Raw genomic sequence first — 17,451 nt, 5'->3', positions numbered from 1 at the left:
TTCGGGGACCCTGGCCCGCTCCTGGCCCCATGACGGTCGGCGGCTAGCGACGAGACGGCAGGCGGTCCGGCGCCTCGGACAGTGCCCGGTGGACGGCTCGGCCGGCCCGGTCGAGGGCGTCGCGGGCGGCCGCGAACCTGTCCGGATACTGCGCGAAGCCGTGGATCATGCCGGGGTGGACGTGCAGCTCGACGCCGACTCCCGCCGCCCGCAGGGCGTCGGCGTACAGCCGGCTCTGGGGCACGATCGGGTCGCACTCGGCGGCCAGGATGACGGCCTCGGGCAGGCCGGTGAGGTCGGCGTGGTCCAGCGGAGAGGTCTCCGGGTGCCGGCGCTCGTGCCGACGCGGCAGGTAGAGGTCCTGGTGCCAGGCCAGCTCCTCCCGGCTCAGCACGAGGCCGTCGTGCCCGGGGTCGACGCCGAGGTCGAGGTCGGTCGTGGTCACCGGGTAGAACAGCACCTGCAGGCGCGGCCGGATCCCACACGCGGCGCGGCAGCGGACGGCGACGGCGGTGGCGATGTTGCCGCCGGCGCTGTCTCCCGCCACGGCCGTCGCGGCCGGGTCGAGGCCGTGCTCCTCGCCGTGCGCGGCCACCCATCCGAGGGCGGCCGCGGCGTCGTCGACGGCCGCCGGGTAGGGGTGTTCCGGCGCCCTCCGGTAGTCCACGCCGAGTACCGCGCAGCCGCTGCGGGCGGCGAGCGTACGGCACAGGGCGTCGTGGGAGTCGACGCTGCCGAGCACCCACCCGCCACCGTGGAAGTAGACCACCACCCCGGTGCGGGCCACCGTCGGCCGGTACAGCCGGGCGGGCAGGTCCGGGCGGATTCGCAGGTCCGTGACGGCCGCCAGGCGCGGGCCCGGCGCGGTCTCCGCCGACTCCGCCTCGAAGTGCGCGCGGGCCTCGGCCACCGGCAGGAGGTGGACGCCGGGCCGGGACCGCGCGGCGGCGGCCCGAAGCGCCGCGACGGCTTCCGGGTGCAGCCGGCCGGTCATCACATGGCCTCGAGGTAGCGCGCGACTTCCCAGTCGGTGACCGCCAGCGACTGGGCGTGGAGTTCCGCGCGCTTCATCAGTACGTAGTGGTCGACGAAGTCGTCGCCCAGCCACTCGCGGGCGGTCCGGCTGCCGGCCAGCAGGTCGACCGCCTCGGCCGGCGCGGTCGGCAGCCACTCGGCCTCCTCCGCCGGCCGGCCGTACACGTCGACGTCGGTGAGCGGCGGCGGTTCGATCTTGTTGGTGATGCCGTGCAGGCCGCCGGCGAGCAGCGCCGCGGTGGCGATGTAGGGGTTGACGTCGCCGCCCGGCTGGCGGTGCTCCAGGCGGGTGCCCCGGTCGCCCTCGGTGATGACCCGCAGCCCGACCGAGCGGTTGTCGATCCCCCAGGTGGCGGTCGTCCCGGCCCATGAGTACGGGACGAAGCGCCGGTAGGAGTTCGGCGTGGGGGCCATGAGAGCGGTGAACTCGCGCATGGTCGCCAGCACGCCCCCGGCGAAGTGCCGCATGGTGGTCGAGATCCCGTCGGGCGCGGCGGCGTCGAAGAACGCGCCGCCGTCCCGCTCGTCGCGGAGGCTGACGTGGATGTGGCAGCTGTTGCCGGCCCAGTCGCCGTTCGGCTTGGCCATGAAGGTCGCGAGCAGGTCCTGCTGGGCGGCGACCTCCTTGACCGCGGACTTGAACAGGAACGCGTGGTCGGCGGCCCGCAGGCTGGGGGCGTACCGGAGGTTGATCTCGAACTGCCCCGGGCCGGTCTCCGGGTTGCACGCCTCGATCGGCAGGTCGTACCGCAGCATCCGGTTCCGGATCAGCGCGCCGACGTCCTCCTGCAGGGAACCGAGGACGACCCCGTAGGTGCTCGGCCGTTCCTGTAGCGGAACGAGTTCGGCGGCGCGCTTGCGGTGGTGCGTCCCCGGTGGCTCGTGCAGCAGATAGAACTCCAGCTCCAGTGCGCTGAGCGGATCGAAGCCCAGGTCGCGGGCGCGGTCCACGGCGCGGCGCAGCACTGCGCGCGGCGAGATCGGCACCGGTCCCGCGCCGTGCGGCAGGTGCCAGTCGCACAGGATCAGCGCGGTGTCCGGCAGCCACGGCACGACGCGGAGGGTGTCGACGTCGGGCCGGGCCAGGATGTCGGGGAACCCCTGCCGTTCGGTGGGGAAGTACCCGGTGTGCCCGTCCGGCCTGGCCACGAGGCCGGACTCGTCGACGTGCATGACCCAGAACACGTCGCACAGGGCGAGCCCGTGTTCGAGGACGCGCGCGAGCTGACGGGTGGGCAGCCGCTTCCCGCGCATCACCCCGTGCGTGTCGGAGCCGCCCAGGACGACCGTCTCGATCCCCTGCCGTTCGAGGGCCGCGGGCAGGTCGGTGGCGGAGCGGAGGTCGGCGTGGATGTCGGTCATGTGCGTGCGCCTTCCTGCTGCGTGTCGCGGTCCTGCCGCGTGTTGGCGTCCTGCCCCAGCGTGAATCCCGCGTAGCCCGCGGCGACGATCTCGTCGCACTCGCGGCGGTATTGCCCGCACCCGGCGACGTAGGGCATGAAGGTGCGCGGCTTGCCGGGGATGTTCACCCCGACGTACCAGGAGTTCGCCTTCGGGTAGAGGGTGTGCGCGGCGAGGTCGGCGACGTGCGCCATCCACCGCTCCTGTGCGGCAGGCGTCGCCTCGATCCGGTCCACGCCTCGTTCGCGCAGGTGGGCCAGGCAGTCCGCGATCCAGTCGACGTGCTGTTCGATGGAGACCACCATGTTGCTCAGCACCGAGGGGCTGCCCGGCCCGGTGACCATGAACAGGTTCGGGAAGCCCGCGGTCTGCAGGCCGAGCAGGGTCCGCGGGCCGTGCGCCCACGTGTCGGTCAGCGCCCGCCCGCCGGTGCCGCGGATGTCGATCTCGGTCAGCGCCCCGGTGATCGCGTCGAACCCGATCGCGAAGACGATCACGTCGACGTCGATGTGCCGGTCCCGGGTACGGACGCCGGTGGGCGTGATCTCCTCGATGGGGTCGGACCGGACGTCGACGAGTTCGACGCCGTCCCGGTTGTAGGTCTCGAAGTACCCGGTGTCGGTGCAGGTCCGCTTGGTGCCGATGTGGTGGGTCGGGCACAGCAGCTCGGCCACCTCCGGATCACGCACGATCTCGCGGATCTTCGCGCGGGCGAAGTCCTGGGCGAGCCGGTTGGCCTTCTCGTCGGTGAAGAAGTCGGTGAAGGCCGCGGACAGGGCGCTGATCCCGCCGCGCCGCCAGCCCTCCTCGTACCGGGCCCGCCGCTGCTCGGGCGTGACGTCGAGCGTCGCGTCGGTCGGGGGCGGCAGCGGGATGCCGCTCTCGGACTCCCGGCAGCGACGGCGCCGTTCGGCATGGTCACGGAGCGCGTCGTGCAGCTCCGCCTCGGTGAGCGGCCGGTTGTGCGCCGGCATGCTGTAGTTGGGGGTGCGCTGCAGCACGTAGAGGCGTTCCGCGTGCCGCGCGATGAGGGGGATCGCCTGGATGCCGGACGACCCGGTCCCGATGACGGCCACCTTCCCGCCGGTGAAGTCGACCGGCTCGTGCGGCCACTGCCCGGTGTGGAACCACCGTCCCTGGAAGGAGCCGAGCCCGGGGAAGTCGGGGGTCTTGACCGTGGACAGGCAGCCGGTGGCCATCACGCAGTACGTCGCGGTGACGATCTCGCCGTCGTCGCACCGCAGCCGCCACACGTGGCCGGCCTCGTCCCACTCCGCACCGAGCACGCTGGTGCCGAAGGCGATGTCGCGGCGCAGGTCGAAGCGGTCGGCGACGTGTTCGAGGTAGCGGAGGATCTCCGGCTGGGCCGCGTAGCGCTCGCTCCAGCGCCACTCGTGCAGCAGGGCGTCGTCGAAGGAGTAGCAGTAGTCGATGCTCTCGATGTCGCACCGGGCACCGGGGTACCGGTTCCAGTACCACGTCCCGCCGACGTCGTCGGCGCGTTCGATGACCCGTACGGTCATGCCGAGTCCGCGCAGGCGGTGCAGCATGTACAGGCCGGCGAAGCCCGCGCCGACGACCACGACGTCGAATCGTTCGGCGGAGCCGGAGCCGGAGCCGGGGCCGGGGCCGGGGCCGGGGCCGGGGGCGGGGGCGGGGGCGGGCTGTCGTGCGTCGCTCATGTCAGTGCTCCTCAGGTGGCCGGCACGGGCTGCCGCGACCGGAGTTCCAGTGCTCGTTCGAAGACCCCCCGGACCTCCTCGCGGCTCCACGGGCTCGGGGACATGGTGAGGAAGTGGTCCTCCAGCGCGAGGTCGGTCAGCCGGTCCAGGTCGTCCTCGGTGATGCCGAGATCGCTCAGTACGGGGAAATCCAGCTCCACGAGGAGGTCCCGGATCGCCATGACGGCGCGCGAGCCGTCCCCTGTGCCGTCCTCGGGGACCCCCAGCGCGTCGGCGACCCGTTCGAGCCGCTCGGGCACGAACCGCCGCTCCCGGTCGAGCGTCTCGGCGAGCACGAGCCCGATCGTCAGGCCGTGCGCGGCGCCGGTCAGGCCGCCGATCGCCTGCCCGAGGGAGTGCTCGGCGGTGCAGTCCGAGATGTTCATGGCCAGGCCGGCCATCATGCTGGCGCAGGCCGTCTTCGACCGTGCGACGTGGTCGTCGCCGTCGCGGTGGGCCGCGGCGAGCGACTCGCCCATGAGGCGCACCGCCTCCAGCGCGATCGCGTCGCCGATCGGAGTGCGGACCTTCGCGACGATCGCGGCGATCGCCTGGGCGAGGGCGTCGATCCCGGTGTTGGCCGTCATGGTGCCCGGCATGCTCCAGGTCAGCCGGGGATCGATCACCGCGTACTGCGCGCGCAGGTGCGGGTGGGCGATGCCGGCCTTGCGGTCGTTACCGGGGTCCGAGACGACGGCGCCGCCCGAGACCTCGGACCCGGTGCCGGCGGTGGTGGGGACGGCGATCAGCGGGACCACGGCCTCGGGGTACCGCCGTTCGGAGTCCAGGAACTCCCCGAAGGTGCAGCCGAGCTGACCGCACAGCCGCGCCGCCTTCGCCGTGTCGATGACGGACCCGCCGCCGATCGCGACGAAGACGTCCGCCCGCGCCTCCCGCATCCGGTCGGTCGCGGCATCGACCATCGCGATGGTCGGCTCTCCGGCCGGCTTGGCGACGCGGGTCACGTCGAGTCCGGATCGCTCCAGGGCGGACAGCGCGTCGACCACCGCGGGGTTGTGGTCCTCGATGCCCTCGTCCAGGAGCACGAGCACGCGGGTGGCGCCGAGATCGCGGATGATCTCGGCCAGCCGCAGTGCGCCGGCCTCACCGAAGTGGACGCGCACCGGAAGGTGGTTGTTGAACGCGGGGATGGTCTGCGACACGTGAGAACTCCGTTGATGCGAGAACACGCCGAACGGCGCTGATTCAGGTGGTTGCGACGAAGACGTTCTTGAGTTCGGTGTAGGCCTGGACCGCGTCGGGACCGAGCTCACGGCCCAGCCCGGACTGCTTGAACCCGCCGAAGGGAGTGTTGATCCGCACCGATGTGTAGGAGTTGACCGCCAAAGTACCCGACTCGATGGCGCGGGAGAGCCGCAGCGCACGGCCCACGTCGCGGGTCCAGATCGACCCCGAGAGCCCGTAGGGCGAGTCGTTGACGCGCCGGATCACCTCGGCCTCGTCGTCGAAGACCAGGACGGAGACGACCGGTCCGAAGATCTCTTCACGGGCCGCCGGGTGGGCGTCGTCGATCGGGCACAGCACGGTCGGCGGGAACCAGAACCCCGGCCCCTCGGGGGCATCGCCCCGGAACGCGACCGGTGCCCCCTCGACGTGCCCGGCCACCTGCCGTCGGTGCCGCTCGGAGATCAACGGACCCATCTGCGTGGTCTCATCGAGCGGGTCGCCGACGCGCATCCCACGGGTCAGGACCTCCAGCCGGGCCAGGAACTCGCCGAGCACCGGGCGCTGGACGAAGACGCGCGACCGCGCGCAGCAGTCCTGGCCCGCGTTGCCGAACACGCCGCCGGCCAGGCCGTCCACCGCGGCCTCCAGATCGGCGTCGTCGAAGATCACGGAGGGGGACTTGCCGCCCAGTTCGAGTGTGACCCGCTTGATCGTATCCGCGGCCCGGCGGCCGATCTCCCGTCCCACGGCGGTCGACCCGGTGAACGCGATCTTCCCCACGGACGGGTGCTCGACGAGGTGGGCACCGAGTTCCGAGCCGGAGCCGACCACGACGCCGAACAGCCCGTCCGGCAGGCCCGCCGCCACGCAGAGACGGCGCAGCTCCAGCGCGGTCAGCGGGGTGAGCTCGGCCGGTTTGAGCACCACCCCGTTGCCGCCGGCCAGTGCGGGGGCGATCTTCCAGGAGGCGATCGAGAGCGGGAAGTTCCACGGTGTGATCAGCCCGACGACGCCGATCGGCTCGTGAAAGGTCATGTCGATCCCGCCGGCGACCGGGATCGTCGATCCCAGCAGGCGTTCCGGCGCGGCCGCGTAGTAGCGGAAGGTCGCGGCGACACCGGCGACCGCTCCCCGGGCGTCGCCGATCGGCATGCCGACGTTGCGGGCCTCCAGCCGGGCCAGCGTCTCGCTCTCGGCCTCGACCCCGGCGGCGATGGCCAGCAGGACGCGGGCCCGTTCGGCCGGGGGCGCCGCGCACCAGTCGCGCTGAGCCCGGCCGGCCCGCGCGACCGCCTCGTCGACGTCGGAGAGGCTCGACCGCTCGATCTCGGCCATGGGCTGCCCGGTCGCCGGTTCGACAACGGTGTGGATCAACGGTTCCTCCGGTGGATGTTCGAATGGCCGGGCACGGATCCGGCCGCGGCTCGTATCAGGCCTGTGAACAGCTCGCTCGTCACCGGATCCTCGGGGTGCCACTGCACGCCGAGCGCGAACCGCGAGCCGGTCCACTCCACGGCCTCGACCACGCCGTCCGGGACCGAGCGGGCGATGACCCGCCCGCCGCGTCCCAGCTCCGCGACGCCCTGGTGATGGTGGGAGTTGACCTCGCGCAGCCCGGCCAGCCCCAGGTCCCCGAGCAGGCTGCGGCTCTCGACCTCGATCCCGTGGGTCGTCGAGGCGTCGAGGCGTCCCGGCACCGGCCGGTGCTCGGCGAACTTCTCGTCGAGCAGGTGCTGGTGCAGGGTGCCGCCGGTGGCGACGTTGAGGATCTGCAGCCCCCGGCAGATGCCCAGTACGGGCAGGTCCGATCGCAGCGCGAGCGAGGCGACGTGCAGTTCGAACTCGTCGCGACGGTGGTCGGTCTCCTCCGTCCGCTCGCTCGCGGGCCGCCCGTAGAGCCGTGGACTGACGTCGGAGCCGCCGACCAGCAGCACGCCGTCGACCATCGGAAGGAGGCGCCGCGCGTCGGCCTCGGCGGTCGCCGTCGGCGGAACGATGATCGCGAGTCCGCCGGCGTCGCGGACCGCCGTCAGGTACGTCTCGGCGACCAGCACCGCCGGCTGCGTCCAGAAACCCCAGGACGCGATGCTCGGCACGCCGCACACCCCGATGACCGGCCTCATGGCACCACATGGATCAGTGGTCTGTTTTGCATACCAGCGGACCCTAGGACCAGAGGCGGCTAGAATGCAAGACATGACGGTGAACGACGACATCCTGCTCGCCCCGTTGGAGACGCCGCCGGCGTACGTGGCCGTGGTGGACCGGCTGCGCCGCGCCATCGCGCTGGGCGTCGTGCTGCCCGGGGAACGACTGCCGTCGGAACGAACCCTGGCCGAGAGTCTCGGGGTGTCCCGGGTGACCGTTCGCGAGGCGCTGCGGATCATGCAGGGCGAGCGCCTGCTCGTCACCAAGCGCGGCAGCGGCGGAACCGTCGTCGCGTCGGCCGCCACGAGTCCCGAGGCGATCTGCGCGGACGGCGACTACCAGGTACAGGTGCGGGAGGCCTTCGAGTTCCGGCTCGCGGTCGAGGGCATGGCAGCCCGCCTCGCCGCCGAGCGCGGCACCCCGGCCGAGATCGCCGACCTGCTCGCCTGCCAGGACGCGCTACGGGTCAGCAGCGGTGTGGACGAGTTCCGCCGGGTCGACTCCGCGTTCCACCTCGCGATCGCCCGGATGAGCCGGAACTCGATGCTCCGGCGGGCCGTGGAGGAGGCCCGGGCGGCGGCCTTCGCCTGGCTCGACCTCCGGAACTTCGAGGTCTTCCACGACTCGTCGATCCGCGGCCACGAGGCCATCATCGAGGCGATCGAACGGCAGGCCCCGGACGCCGCCGCCGAGGCGATGGCCGCGCACATCGGCGAGGCCCGGACCGAGGTGCTGACGGCTCTCGCGCACATCGCCGAAGGCCAGGACTGAGCCCACGGCGGCAGAGTCGCGGCGAACTCTTCCACTGGGTGCCCAGCACCCTGCAGCGCGCCGCCGGCTCCTGGGGCGCCGTCGCACACCCCAGGAGCCGGCGGAGGAGTTGGGCTGGCACTTGTTCTCTCCCGACCGGCCACTCGCCGAAGCAGGCACCCGGCCCAACCGCGTGCTGCGGCTCAAGACCCGGCAGAACCGACCTGGCTGGTCGGGCGTGTTCAGGGTTTGAGGCCGACGCAGCAGTAGTGGGGGACCGGTACCGGGTCCCCGAAGACGTTGGCTTCGGGGCGCCATTGGGAACACGCCACGATGCCGGGGTCCAGTATTTCCAGGCCGTCGAAGAAGGGGGCGATCTGGGCGGCGGTGCGCAGGACCATGGGCGGGGTGCCGTGCTCATTCCAGTAGTCCACGGCGGCATTGGACGCCTGGGTGTTGATTTCGTTGGTGCCGTGGCTGAGTACCAGGTAACTGCCCGGCGGCAGCGCCTCCATCAAAGTGCGCACGGCGGCGTAGGCCTCCTGGTCGTCCAGGATGAACTGCACGATCGCCAGCAGCGTCAGCCCGACGGGCCGGGAGAAGTCCAGCGTCCGGCTCGCCTCGCGCAGGATCGTGGCCGGGTCATGGATATCACCGTCGAGGTAGGCGGTTTCGCCTTCGGGAGCGCTGGTGAGTAGAGCGCGGGCGTGGGCGAGCACGAGGGGGTCGTTGTCGACGTAGACGATCCTGCTCGCGGGGTTGGCGCGCTGGGCGACCTCGTGGGTGTTGTCCACGGTCGGCAGGCCCGTGCCGATGTCCAGGAACTGGTCCACCCCTCGTTCACCGGCCAGAAGACGGACTGCCCGGCCCAGGAACACCCGATCAGCGCGGGCAGAGGCGACGATGTCGGGGAACACGCCGATCATCTGGTCGCCGACCTGGCGGTCAACGGGGTAGTTGTCCTTGCCTCCCAGCCAGTAGTTCCAGATGCGCGCCGAATGCGGCACCGATGTGTCGATGACGGGTTTATCCGCGCCCATAGAGGCTCCTGCACAGTGGCGAGTCGAACTGGTCGCCCGACATTCTTCTCCAACATTACGGGCCCCGAAGACTGCGCGCATATCCCGATGCCGCCGCACTCGCCAACTCGTATCCGCCAACTCGTCACCAGGCCAAACCCGCCCTGTCACCGAACCGAAACGAAGATCGGCTCCTACCGCTGATTCCCGCCCTCAGCCAGTCTCGCGGGCCGTCACCGCTGTTCCCGTTCGCGCTCGGCTCCGGTCAGGGGCCTGTGCACGCCACCGGCCGCGCCCTTGGCTCCGGCCGCGATGGTGCGGATGGACTCCCCACGCTGGCGGCGTGCCAGGAGCGGCAGGCTTGTCGTCACCGATGACGGGGCGCCGCCCGACCCGGCCGCCGAAGACCGCCCACGCCCCCACCGTCATACAGACCTGCCGTTGCCCCTTGCGGGGCTTACTGGGCCCGCCCCCTACCGGACGATAACCCCGGCCCGGGGCGAGGGAGGTCCGGACCGGCGGTGGGGGCGGGTTCTCATGTCCCTGTGTCCGGATCCCTGTGTCCGGGGTTGCTGTGTCGCCGCTGCAGACGAGGTGGTCGTCTTCGCCGGGGGCGTCTGACGTCAGTGCCCGCAGGAGCCGGGCTGCGCGGGTGAGATGGCGGCGTGTCAGGTCCTGGCTGAGGACGATGACCGTGCTGCCGTCTTGGTGGCCGAGGTATCCCAGCAGCGGGGCGGGCATCGCGGCGCGGGCGAAGGGGCCGATCCTGGCGTGCATACCCCTCTGCCGGGCGGGTTGAGGTGTGGTGACGCAATCCGGCCAGGAAAGGCCCCGGGTTCGGCCGGGAACAGGGCTTCGCCGGCCTCGCGCACGCGCGCGTTTTTTGGTATTCGACCGGTCGGATACCCCGGGCGGACGGGCGGCCCTAGTCGACGACGGCGCCCGCGGTCAGATTGGCGATGGTGCCGGTCAGGCCCTTGGCCAGGTCGGACGCCAGGAAGGCGGCGGCGTCGGCCACCTGCCGCACCGTCAGCGGACCGGGCAGTGGGCCGCCCGCTCCGACTTCGTCCAGGAGCTGTTGGAACGGCACGCCGAGCCGCTCGGCGGCGCGTTCCCACATGCCCCGAGTGTGGGAGCCGAGGCGCTCTGCGGTCTCCGGAATGCCGTTGAGCCGCAGGCCCACGACGCGGATACCGGACGGCCCGAGCTCCATCGCCAACTGCCTGCACATGGCCTCGCTCGCCGCGCCCGCCATCCCGAACGGGCCGGACAGCGCGACCGGCACGCGGGCCATTGGCGGCGACACCGACAGGATCACCCCCTCCCGCGCGTCGAGCATGTGGCGAGCCGCGGCCCCGGCGGTCACGAAGTTGGTCCGCAGGTAGGCCGTGACCGGGTCGAGGAACTCCGGCACCGACATGCTCACCAGCGGCATGCCCTGGTCGCCGACGTCGATCCCGACGGTGTTGACGCAAATGTCGACGGGGCCGGTGCGGTCGGCCGCCCGGGCGATGTGCCGCTCGACCGCCTGCTCGTCGAGCGCGTCGACCTGCTCGGTGTGGGCGGTCGAGCCCTCGGCGGCGATCTGCGCGGCGACCGCGTCCAGTTTGGCCTGGGTGCGTCCGGCCAGATGGACCGTCGCGCCGTGGTGGGCGAACGCGCGGGCGACGGCTCCGCCGATCGCTCCGCCGCCGCCGTAGACGATGGCGTTCTTGCCGTTGAGCAGCATTGGATCCTCCTGATGGGTGGGTTGGTGCGAACGGTCACAGGGCGTCGGGCAGCCCGAAGGCCGCGAAGACTTGGGAGTCGAAGACCGTGACCTCGGCGACGAGGCCGTCCTCGACGTCCAGGACGGCCAGGGCAAAGGCGCGGAAGTCGGACATACCAGGCGCGCTGACGTAGGTGGCGACGGCCGGCTGCAGGTTCGCTCGGGTGGGAACGAGGCGCAGGTCCTGGGCGTCGGGACCGTGCAGGATGGGCGCCCACGCCTGGACGATCGCCTCGCGCCCCTCGTACCAGACCGGTTCGGTGCCCCTGTGCCCGCCGGATCCGCCCTGGTGGCCGACCTTGGCGTCTTCGCGCAACACCAGCGCGACGGCAGCGTCGTCGGCCCGTTGCAGAGCGTCCATGTACCGCCGGGCGACGGCCCGCTCCTGGTCTCCGGTGTCGGGTGACGGTGTCCAGTCCAGCCGGCGCGGCGGCAGGTGCGTCCGCATGGTCAGGCGGGCGCGCTGGAGCCCGCTGTTGACGGATGCGACGCTCGCTCCCAGCAGTGCTGCGGTTTCCTTCGCCGACCAGCCCAGGACGTCCCGCAGGATCAGCATCGCCCGCTGGCGGGGCGTCAGGTACTGGACGGCTGCGAGGAACGCCAGCTCGATGGTCTCCTTGGCAAGGAACACCGCGTCCGGCTCGGCCTGGCCTGACGGGATCTCTTCCAGCAGTTGGTCCGGATACGGCTGCAACCACGGCACAGCTGCAGGCGGCAAAGGCGCGCTCTCCTGATTCTTCGACGTCTGGTTCTGGGACGACGCCGCCAAGCGCGGCCGTGGATGCCGTGACAGGAAATCAAGGCAGGCGTTGGTCGCGATTCTGTAGAGCCAGGCACGGAATTGGCTTCCGCCTCGGAATCCTTCACGGCTCCGCCATGCGCGGAGGAACGTCTCCTGAACCAGGTCCTGGGCTTCATCGAAGGAGCCCAGCATTCGGTAGCAGTGAACGTGCAGTTCCCGCTGGTGGCGTTCGACCAGTTCGGCGAACGCCCTCTCGTCGCCCGCCTTGGCGCGGGCGACGGTCTGGGTCTGCGCGCGTTCGTCCACGATCGTCCCTCCGTGTCGGTGCTCTGCCCTATATGACTCCGAAAGGACGCCTCTCTTATCGCGCACACTGTAATTAGTTCGTCACTTATGGTCAGGTGGTGGTCTGAAGGCGACATCGACGCCTCGCCACTGAGCCCGCCGACCTCCAACGCGCCAGCACCTCCCCGGGTCAGCGCGCTTCGCTCACCTCACCGTCATCTGGCGACGCCTTCACCGGGCGAACCCGCACCGCCCAACTCGCTCTTCGGCTCCAGCTCCACCCGTGCGGACGGGTCGGGCGCCGCGCTCGGCTGCGGTCCTCGCCTGCCCCAGTTGAAGACGAGTTTCTCGATGCTGAAGCAGACGAAGACCTCGACGCCGCGCACACCCGGAATGGTGCGCACATGCTCGTCGATCAGCATCAGCAGTTGCGGCATGTCGGCCGCGATCACCTCGGCGAGGATGTCGTGCGAGCCCGCGGTGATGACGATGTACTCGACCGGGGCCAGCCTGCCGAGGTGCTGCGCGACCTCACGGCTCCGCCCGTCGACGTCGATGGCGAGCATCGCCACCACCCGCCGACCCAGGCTGAGCGGATGCACCAGCGCCACGATCCGCAGGACGCCGGCGTCTCGGAGACGGTTCACGCGCTTGCGCGTCGCCGCCTCCGACAGGCCGACCGCCCGCGCGATCTCGCCGTAGGGGCGCCTGCCGTCCTCGTGCAGCATCGCGATGATCGCCTCGTCGGTGGCGTCCAGGCTCGGAGTCTCCCTACGAAAAGTAGTCATTCGGCGAGACTGTATTCGTCGCCCCGGATGGGCTGAAGAACTATTAACGTCCACTGACAGCGCTTCCCGTGATCATTCTGTTGACCTGGGGTCGGATGCATTGACGTAATCAGTCCAAGAGCTTGTTCACCGAGCGTGGGAGTGAAGATGACCGTGCAGACGTCCGGGGCGACCGAGGCGGTGGTCCGCGCGTTCGTCACCGCGGACGATCCCGAGGAAATGATCAACCTGCTCAGCGCCGACGTGGTCATGGACGACTGGATGACGCCGGGCACGACGCTGCGCGGTCGCGACGCGGTCGTCGACCGGATCCTCGTGCCCATCGCCGCGTCGTTCCCGGACGCGCACTTCGTCGTCCACGACGTGATCGCCGGCGGCGAGCGCGCTGCGGTCCGCGGTGAGTTCACCGCGACCTTCGCCGCGCCCTACCTCGGGCTGTCCGCGCACGGGCGGCGCGTTCGCTGGACGGCCCACGACCTTTATCAGGTCGCGGAAGACCAGGTCACGAGGATCTGGTGGGGCAACGACAGCCTGAACGTCGCCCGGGAGCTCGGCGCTCTCCCCAAGGACGGACGGCCGTGGTGAATGCGGCGCTGCCCGTCACCGAATCGTGGTTCGACCGCCGGGACTTCGGCGATGGCCTCACCCTGATCAGCGAGCCCCACGTGCACGAGCTGCTGCGCGGCAACATCTGGCACATGCGCGGCAGCGCCCGCGATCTGCTCTTCGACACCGGGCTGGGGATCGTCTCGCTGCGCGCCGCGTTCCCGGATCTCTTCGAACGGGAACCGCTCGTCGTCGTCTCGCACGCCCATCTCGATCACATCGGCGGGCTGCACGAGTTCTCCGACCGGGCCGCGCATGCCGCCGAGGTGGACGCGTGCGCCCGGCCGGAACGGGCGTCGCTGGTCGGTGCCGACTATCCGGACGAGTTCCGCGCCTATATGGCCGCGGCGGGCATGCCGCTCCCGCCGTTGCTGCTCGACGCGGTGCCGGCCGCGGAATTCGACGTCCGGCGGTTCGCGACCCGTCCGGCCCCGGCCATCGGGCTGGGCGAAGGAGACGTGATCGACCTGGGCGGCCGGCGGCTGGAAGTGCTGCACTTGCCAGGTCACACGCCTGGGAGCATCGCGCTCCTCGACGCCGAGCGGGACGCGCTCTTCTCCGGTGACATCGTCGCGGCGCGGCCGGTCCGGTGATCACGGGCACCGTTGTGGACTCTGGCGGTTACCCGGTCGCGGGCCTGCTGCTCGGCACCTATGGCGTCGGCCCCGACACCGCCGCAGCGCTGCTCATCGCCGCCGGCGACAACCAGAGCGGCCAGGCACCCGGGCCTCCTTCGCCGCGCTGTGCGGCGTCAGCCCCATCGAGGCATCCTCCGGCAGGACACAACGGCACCGCCTCAACCGCGGCGGCGACCGCCAAGCCAACTGCGCCCTGCACACCATCGTCCTGTCCCGCCTGCGCCGGGACCAACGCACCCGTGACTACGTCCAACGACGCACCGCCGAGGGCAAAACCCGGAGTGAAGCCATCAGGTGCCTCAAACGCTACGTCGCCCGGGAGATCCACCAGCTCATCACCCGCTCACCGAGCGCCACAGCACCAATGGCGGCTTGACATCCATAGGGGCATCAGCCCCCAGGGCGGTTCACTGTGACACGAGCGTGCGGGTAAGGCGCGCCAGCTCGGCACCGGGCGTGCGGAGGGTCAGCGGTCGGGTGGACGGCGGTCGGGTCATGGCGCCCACGATGGGGCCGAGCGTGCCCGGTTGTCTCAGTCTCGCGGGGGGCCTGGTACTGGCCGGGGGCGCGCAGGGCCTCCACGATGTGCGCGGTGGTCTCCACCGCCGCGACCTCGCCGTGGGCCGGGTCGATCACCTCACCCATACCGGGACGATAACCGCCGGCCGGGGTCTGCCCAGGTACGCCGAGCCCCGGACTCCAGGGGGAGTCCGGGGCGGCGAGGATTTCGTCGCGGCGAGCTCGGCGCGGCCGCCGCAACGGATCAGCAGGGCAGCACGGCCGCCGCCGGGCTGAAGGCGAGTGCGGTTATTGGGCCCTTGGTCAGGGCCACCACCTGACCAAGCCGTAACCGTAGATGACGCGGCTGTTTCGCCTGAGCTTGCGCGTTCGCACGGCGTCCCTGTAGTTGCCGTCGACCGTCCAGACGTACTTCCTACTGACCTTGGTGACGATGCCGATGTGGTCTTCGCCGTCGTGACCGTTCTGGTCGTAGAAGATGATGCTGCCCTCGTCGGGGGTGTGCGTGAACCTGTGGTGGCGTCGGAACCAGGCGGCGTGGGAAGGAACGTAGCTATGCTTGCCGCCGGCGCTGGACCCTATCTCGGCCTTGTGGTAGACCCAGGACACGAAGATGTCGCACCACTCGGTGCAGTTCTTTCCGTACCAGCGGCCGTACTTGGTGCAGTTGGTTCTCCCGCCCTTCCTGTACTCCTTGTAGCCGACCTGACTTTTGGCGATCTTGATCGCGCGGCTGAGGTACGGCCCGATCGGCGGGTCCTTCCGGGGCGCTGACGTCGGCGCGGGCTGGTTTGCAGTAACGCCCGCACTCGCGGCGGCCGGTTTGACGGCGGCATTTGCGCCTTCGGCCTGCGCGCCCAGCACGGAGACGCTCAGCGGCGCGGCTAAAGCCAGCGCCGCGAGTCGGCCCTTACGGGTGCTCATCTCTTTCTCCTTTTCTTCGATGGTGCGTCGATTCAGTCTTCTTGTGGCGCCGGAGTCTTTGGGGGCCTCCCATTCTTGAGGGGTGATCGTGGCGGTGGTGTGCTCAGCGTGGACGTCGACCGGCAGATCCGTCGGGTGGGGGTGTCGGTCCTGGCGACCTCGATTGCGGGAGGTCGCCGGGTTCCATGGCACGGTCGCCGAATTCGTTCGGCAGGGATGTGGCCAGGTGAAACAGAGCAGAGTCACTAAGAGGCGAAGATCGCAAAGAGGATCTTTTCGAGCCGGCCATGACTATTCATATCACTCTCCGTGATATGGGGAGCAAGACGACTCAAGTAAAGAAGTAAGCGATTCCGCGCACTATCGTGGAAATCACGTAATCGCAGGGAAGGAAGCTACGTGCTTATGCCGACACGACCGTTGTAGATGATCACAAACGGACACTTACGAAACGGGCACTCGTGTTCGTCGTCGGCACCAGCTCCGCGCTCACCTTGAGGAACTCCAGGTCGACCTCATCCAAAGCCCCGCTGGTGACTTCGGGTAACGCACAGGCCGGGACCGAATGCGTGATCTCAGCGAAACCGATCCAGAAAAGATGCTTTCCAGTTTGCGGCAATCGAGGCGTTCTTCAGCGGTTACTGAGTTTGAAGGCGTGATGTCGTCACGATGGTGCAGCCCGAGACAGAGTCAGGCCGGTCTCGGTGAGGCAGCCGTCGATCAGATGGCTGCGGTACTGGATACGGCGCAGACCTCGCCGCACCGTGGTGATCAAGTGCTCGGGATCGATAAAGATCGTGTTGGCCGGCAGGCCAACGCAGCAATGGAGACCCGGCGGGCCGAGCGCCCCCGAACCCGCGCCACCGGAGTATGACCACGCGGCGCCCAGGTACGTGCCGTGGGCGGCGTCATCGAGAACCCGGCCTCGTCTTCGAAGACGAGCCGGGCACCGGGCGCCGCCACGGTTCTTCCACCTGTGGCCAGGTCTCCATCAGCCGGCCGGTCACCGCCTGATCGTCCCGCTCCACCGCACGGCGTGCAGGGACCTGCCGGCTCCACCCATGCCGCCTGAGCAGTGCGGCAACACCTTGAACGGTGTATACGAGGTGGAACCGCCGCCCGATCACCGTCTTGATCCGTGACAACGTCTTTGATCCGGCCAGCCGTGTTCGGCCGGCCCCCGGGCCGGCTCGGCCTCCAGCACCGCGAACTGCTCGCCGGTCAGCATCGGCAGTGGGGCCGGCCCCTTCGAGCGCAGCGCTTCGGCGCCTCCCTCGTCCCACGCCCGATGCCGGCGTTGCACCGACCGCACACTGACGCGCAACTGCTTGGCGATCTTCTGATCGCTCACCTCGCGGGCGAAGTCCTCGGCCGCCCGCAGTCGCAGCTGTTCACCAAACGCCCGTCGCTCCGCGGTCAGCCCACCACCTTGCGGATACCTCATGACCTTGGGTACTGCAGGGGCAGTGGCTTGTCAGCCCCACGACATCACGCTTTCAAGCTCAGTAATCCCTACGAGAGCCTGCTCATCCAGGGCAAGGTCGTCGAGATGACCCGCGACGGCGCCGAGGAGGGCATCGACGCGCTCGCCAAGCGCTACCTCGGCGTCGACTCGTTCCCCTTCCGCCAGCCCGGCGACGTACGGGTGATCATAAAGATCCAGCCGGAGAAAGTTCACCACAGAGGAAAAGAAGAAGGAGTGGACAAGATGCCTGATCACGACGGCTCGGCGGCGCGACTGCGCGCGCAAACGCTTGAGCTGCACCGCAGTCATCTGCGCCACCTGCTCGATAAGACCATGGAGGCATGCGTCGACGCCTTTGCGGAGGACGCGGTCAACGAGCGCCGCTTCATATAGCCTGGGGCCAGGCGCAGGAGGGTGCCACCGGGTCCGCGGGCAGGACAGAGTCCACCTCCGA

Annotated in this window: 18 protein-coding genes and 1 pseudogene; 6 read left to right on the top strand and 13 right to left on the bottom strand. The window is 70.2% G+C overall.

Going from position 1 to position 17,451, the window contains the following annotated elements:
• Positions 1–43 precede the first annotated feature (43 nt).
• The 6 genes from ACQP1N_RS20345 to ACQP1N_RS20320 are packed head-to-tail and all read right to left on the bottom strand — an operon-like array spanning position 44 to position 7,468.
• Positions 44–994: an alpha/beta hydrolase gene (locus tag ACQP1N_RS20345; RefSeq protein WP_067793886.1), complete on the bottom strand. Its 951-nt coding sequence runs from the start codon at positions 992–994 to the stop codon at positions 44–46.
• Positions 994–2,397 carry a glutamine synthetase family protein gene (locus ACQP1N_RS20340; RefSeq protein WP_433225966.1) on the bottom strand — a complete coding sequence of 468 codons (1,404 nt, stop codon included), beginning with the start codon at positions 2,395–2,397 and terminating at the stop codon, positions 994–996. The genes ACQP1N_RS20345 and ACQP1N_RS20340 overlap by 1 nt, the downstream gene beginning before the upstream one ends.
• Positions 2,394–4,118 carry a flavin-containing monooxygenase gene (locus ACQP1N_RS20335; protein WP_433225964.1) on the bottom strand — a complete coding sequence of 575 codons (1,725 nt, stop codon included), beginning with the start codon at positions 4,116–4,118 and terminating at the stop codon, positions 2,394–2,396. Before ACQP1N_RS20335 ends, ACQP1N_RS20340 begins: the two co-directional genes overlap by 4 nt.
• Positions 4,119–4,129: 11 nt before the next feature.
• Positions 4,130–5,320 carry an iron-containing alcohol dehydrogenase family protein gene (locus ACQP1N_RS20330; protein WP_433225962.1) on the bottom strand — a complete coding sequence of 397 codons (1,191 nt, stop codon included), beginning with the start codon at positions 5,318–5,320 and terminating at the stop codon, positions 4,130–4,132.
• 43 nt (positions 5,321–5,363) lie between these two features.
• Positions 5,364–6,719, bottom strand: coding sequence for an aldehyde dehydrogenase family protein (locus ACQP1N_RS20325; RefSeq protein ID WP_084262469.1), 1,356 nt, complete (start codon positions 6,717–6,719; stop codon positions 5,364–5,366).
• A complete protein-coding gene (locus ACQP1N_RS20320; RefSeq protein ID WP_067793882.1) occupies positions 6,716–7,468 on the bottom strand; it encodes a gamma-glutamyl-gamma-aminobutyrate hydrolase family protein in 753 nt (250 codons plus the stop codon). Before ACQP1N_RS20320 ends, ACQP1N_RS20325 begins: the two co-directional genes overlap by 4 nt.
• A gap of 73 nt (positions 7,469–7,541) precedes the next feature.
• Here ACQP1N_RS20320 and ACQP1N_RS20315 point away from each other — a divergent pair, with 73 nt between their 5' ends.
• Complete coding sequence (locus tag ACQP1N_RS20315; RefSeq protein WP_433225959.1) at positions 7,542–8,264, top strand: FadR/GntR family transcriptional regulator; 723 nt, start codon at positions 7,542–7,544, stop codon at positions 8,262–8,264.
• 221 nt (positions 8,265–8,485) lie between these two features.
• Here ACQP1N_RS20315 and ACQP1N_RS20310 read toward each other — a convergent pair whose 3' ends face one another.
• From ACQP1N_RS20310 to ACQP1N_RS20295, 4 genes are all read right to left on the bottom strand, one after another.
• Positions 8,486–9,283: an SAM-dependent methyltransferase gene (locus ACQP1N_RS20310; protein WP_067793881.1), complete on the bottom strand. Its 798-nt coding sequence runs from the start codon at positions 9,281–9,283 to the stop codon at positions 8,486–8,488.
• A 904-nt stretch (positions 9,284–10,187) separates the two neighbouring features.
• Positions 10,188–10,991, bottom strand: coding sequence for an SDR family NAD(P)-dependent oxidoreductase (locus tag ACQP1N_RS20305; protein WP_067793880.1), 804 nt, complete (start codon positions 10,989–10,991; stop codon positions 10,188–10,190).
• A 34-nt stretch (positions 10,992–11,025) separates the two neighbouring features.
• On the bottom strand, positions 11,026–12,078 hold the full coding sequence (locus tag ACQP1N_RS20300) for an RNA polymerase subunit sigma-70 (protein WP_067793879.1): 1,053 nt from the start codon (positions 12,076–12,078) through the stop codon (positions 11,026–11,028).
• Positions 12,079–12,272: 194 nt separating this feature from the next.
• The gene (locus ACQP1N_RS20295; protein ID WP_433225957.1) at positions 12,273–12,845 is read right to left on the bottom strand and encodes an Lrp/AsnC family transcriptional regulator; all 573 of its coding nucleotides are present in this window, start codon (positions 12,843–12,845) and stop codon (positions 12,273–12,275) included.
• A gap of 147 nt (positions 12,846–12,992) precedes the next feature.
• Here ACQP1N_RS20295 and ACQP1N_RS20290 point away from each other — a divergent pair, with 147 nt between their 5' ends.
• The 3 genes and pseudogenes from ACQP1N_RS20290 to ACQP1N_RS20280 all read left to right on the top strand — a co-directional run.
• A complete protein-coding gene (locus ACQP1N_RS20290) occupies positions 12,993–13,430 on the top strand; it encodes an ester cyclase (protein WP_131732421.1) in 438 nt (145 codons plus the stop codon).
• Positions 13,424–14,044, top strand: a complete 621-nt coding sequence (locus ACQP1N_RS20285; RefSeq protein ID WP_067793877.1) for an MBL fold metallo-hydrolase — start codon at positions 13,424–13,426, stop codon at positions 14,042–14,044. The genes ACQP1N_RS20290 and ACQP1N_RS20285 overlap by 7 nt, the downstream gene beginning before the upstream one ends.
• Positions 14,045–14,049: 5 nt before the next feature.
• Positions 14,050–14,465 (top strand): annotated as a pseudogene (locus ACQP1N_RS20280) (transposase); the annotation flags it as partial.
• A 446-nt stretch (positions 14,466–14,911) separates the two neighbouring features.
• Here the strand turns inward: ACQP1N_RS20280 and ACQP1N_RS20275 are convergent.
• Positions 14,912–15,532 carry a CHAP domain-containing protein gene (locus ACQP1N_RS20275; RefSeq protein WP_067793876.1) on the bottom strand — a complete coding sequence of 207 codons (621 nt, stop codon included), beginning with the start codon at positions 15,530–15,532 and terminating at the stop codon, positions 14,912–14,914.
• 565 nt (positions 15,533–16,097) lie between these two features.
• Between ACQP1N_RS20275 and ACQP1N_RS20270 the strand changes: the two genes are divergently transcribed.
• Positions 16,098–16,406 (top strand): hypothetical protein, encoded by a 309-nt coding sequence (locus ACQP1N_RS20270; RefSeq protein ID WP_433225953.1) that lies wholly within the window; start codon positions 16,098–16,100, stop codon positions 16,404–16,406.
• Positions 16,407–16,440: 34 nt separating this feature from the next.
• On the opposite strand, the gene ACQP1N_RS20265 is transcribed toward ACQP1N_RS20270, so the two are convergent.
• Positions 16,441–16,659, bottom strand: a complete 219-nt coding sequence (locus tag ACQP1N_RS20265) for a helix-turn-helix domain-containing protein (protein ID WP_433225951.1) — start codon at positions 16,657–16,659, stop codon at positions 16,441–16,443.
• Positions 16,656–16,976, bottom strand: coding sequence for a helix-turn-helix domain-containing protein (locus ACQP1N_RS20260; RefSeq protein WP_433225949.1), 321 nt, complete (start codon positions 16,974–16,976; stop codon positions 16,656–16,658). The genes ACQP1N_RS20265 and ACQP1N_RS20260 overlap by 4 nt, the downstream gene beginning before the upstream one ends.
• Positions 16,977–17,003: 27 nt before the next feature.
• On the opposite strand from ACQP1N_RS20260, the gene ACQP1N_RS20255 reads away from it, so the two are divergent.
• A complete protein-coding gene (locus ACQP1N_RS20255) occupies positions 17,004–17,390 on the top strand; it encodes a hypothetical protein (RefSeq protein WP_131732422.1) in 387 nt (128 codons plus the stop codon).
• The last annotated feature ends 61 nt before the right edge of the window (positions 17,391–17,451 follow it).

Origin of the sequence: Actinomadura formosensis (genome assembly GCF_050948385.1) — a bacterium.
In the GTDB taxonomy this organism is placed as follows: Bacteria; Actinomycetota; Actinomycetes; order Streptosporangiales; family Streptosporangiaceae; genus Spirillospora; species Spirillospora formosensis.
Note: the sequence above shows the minus strand (reverse complement) of the source record. Positions and strands in the feature narration are given on the sequence as shown.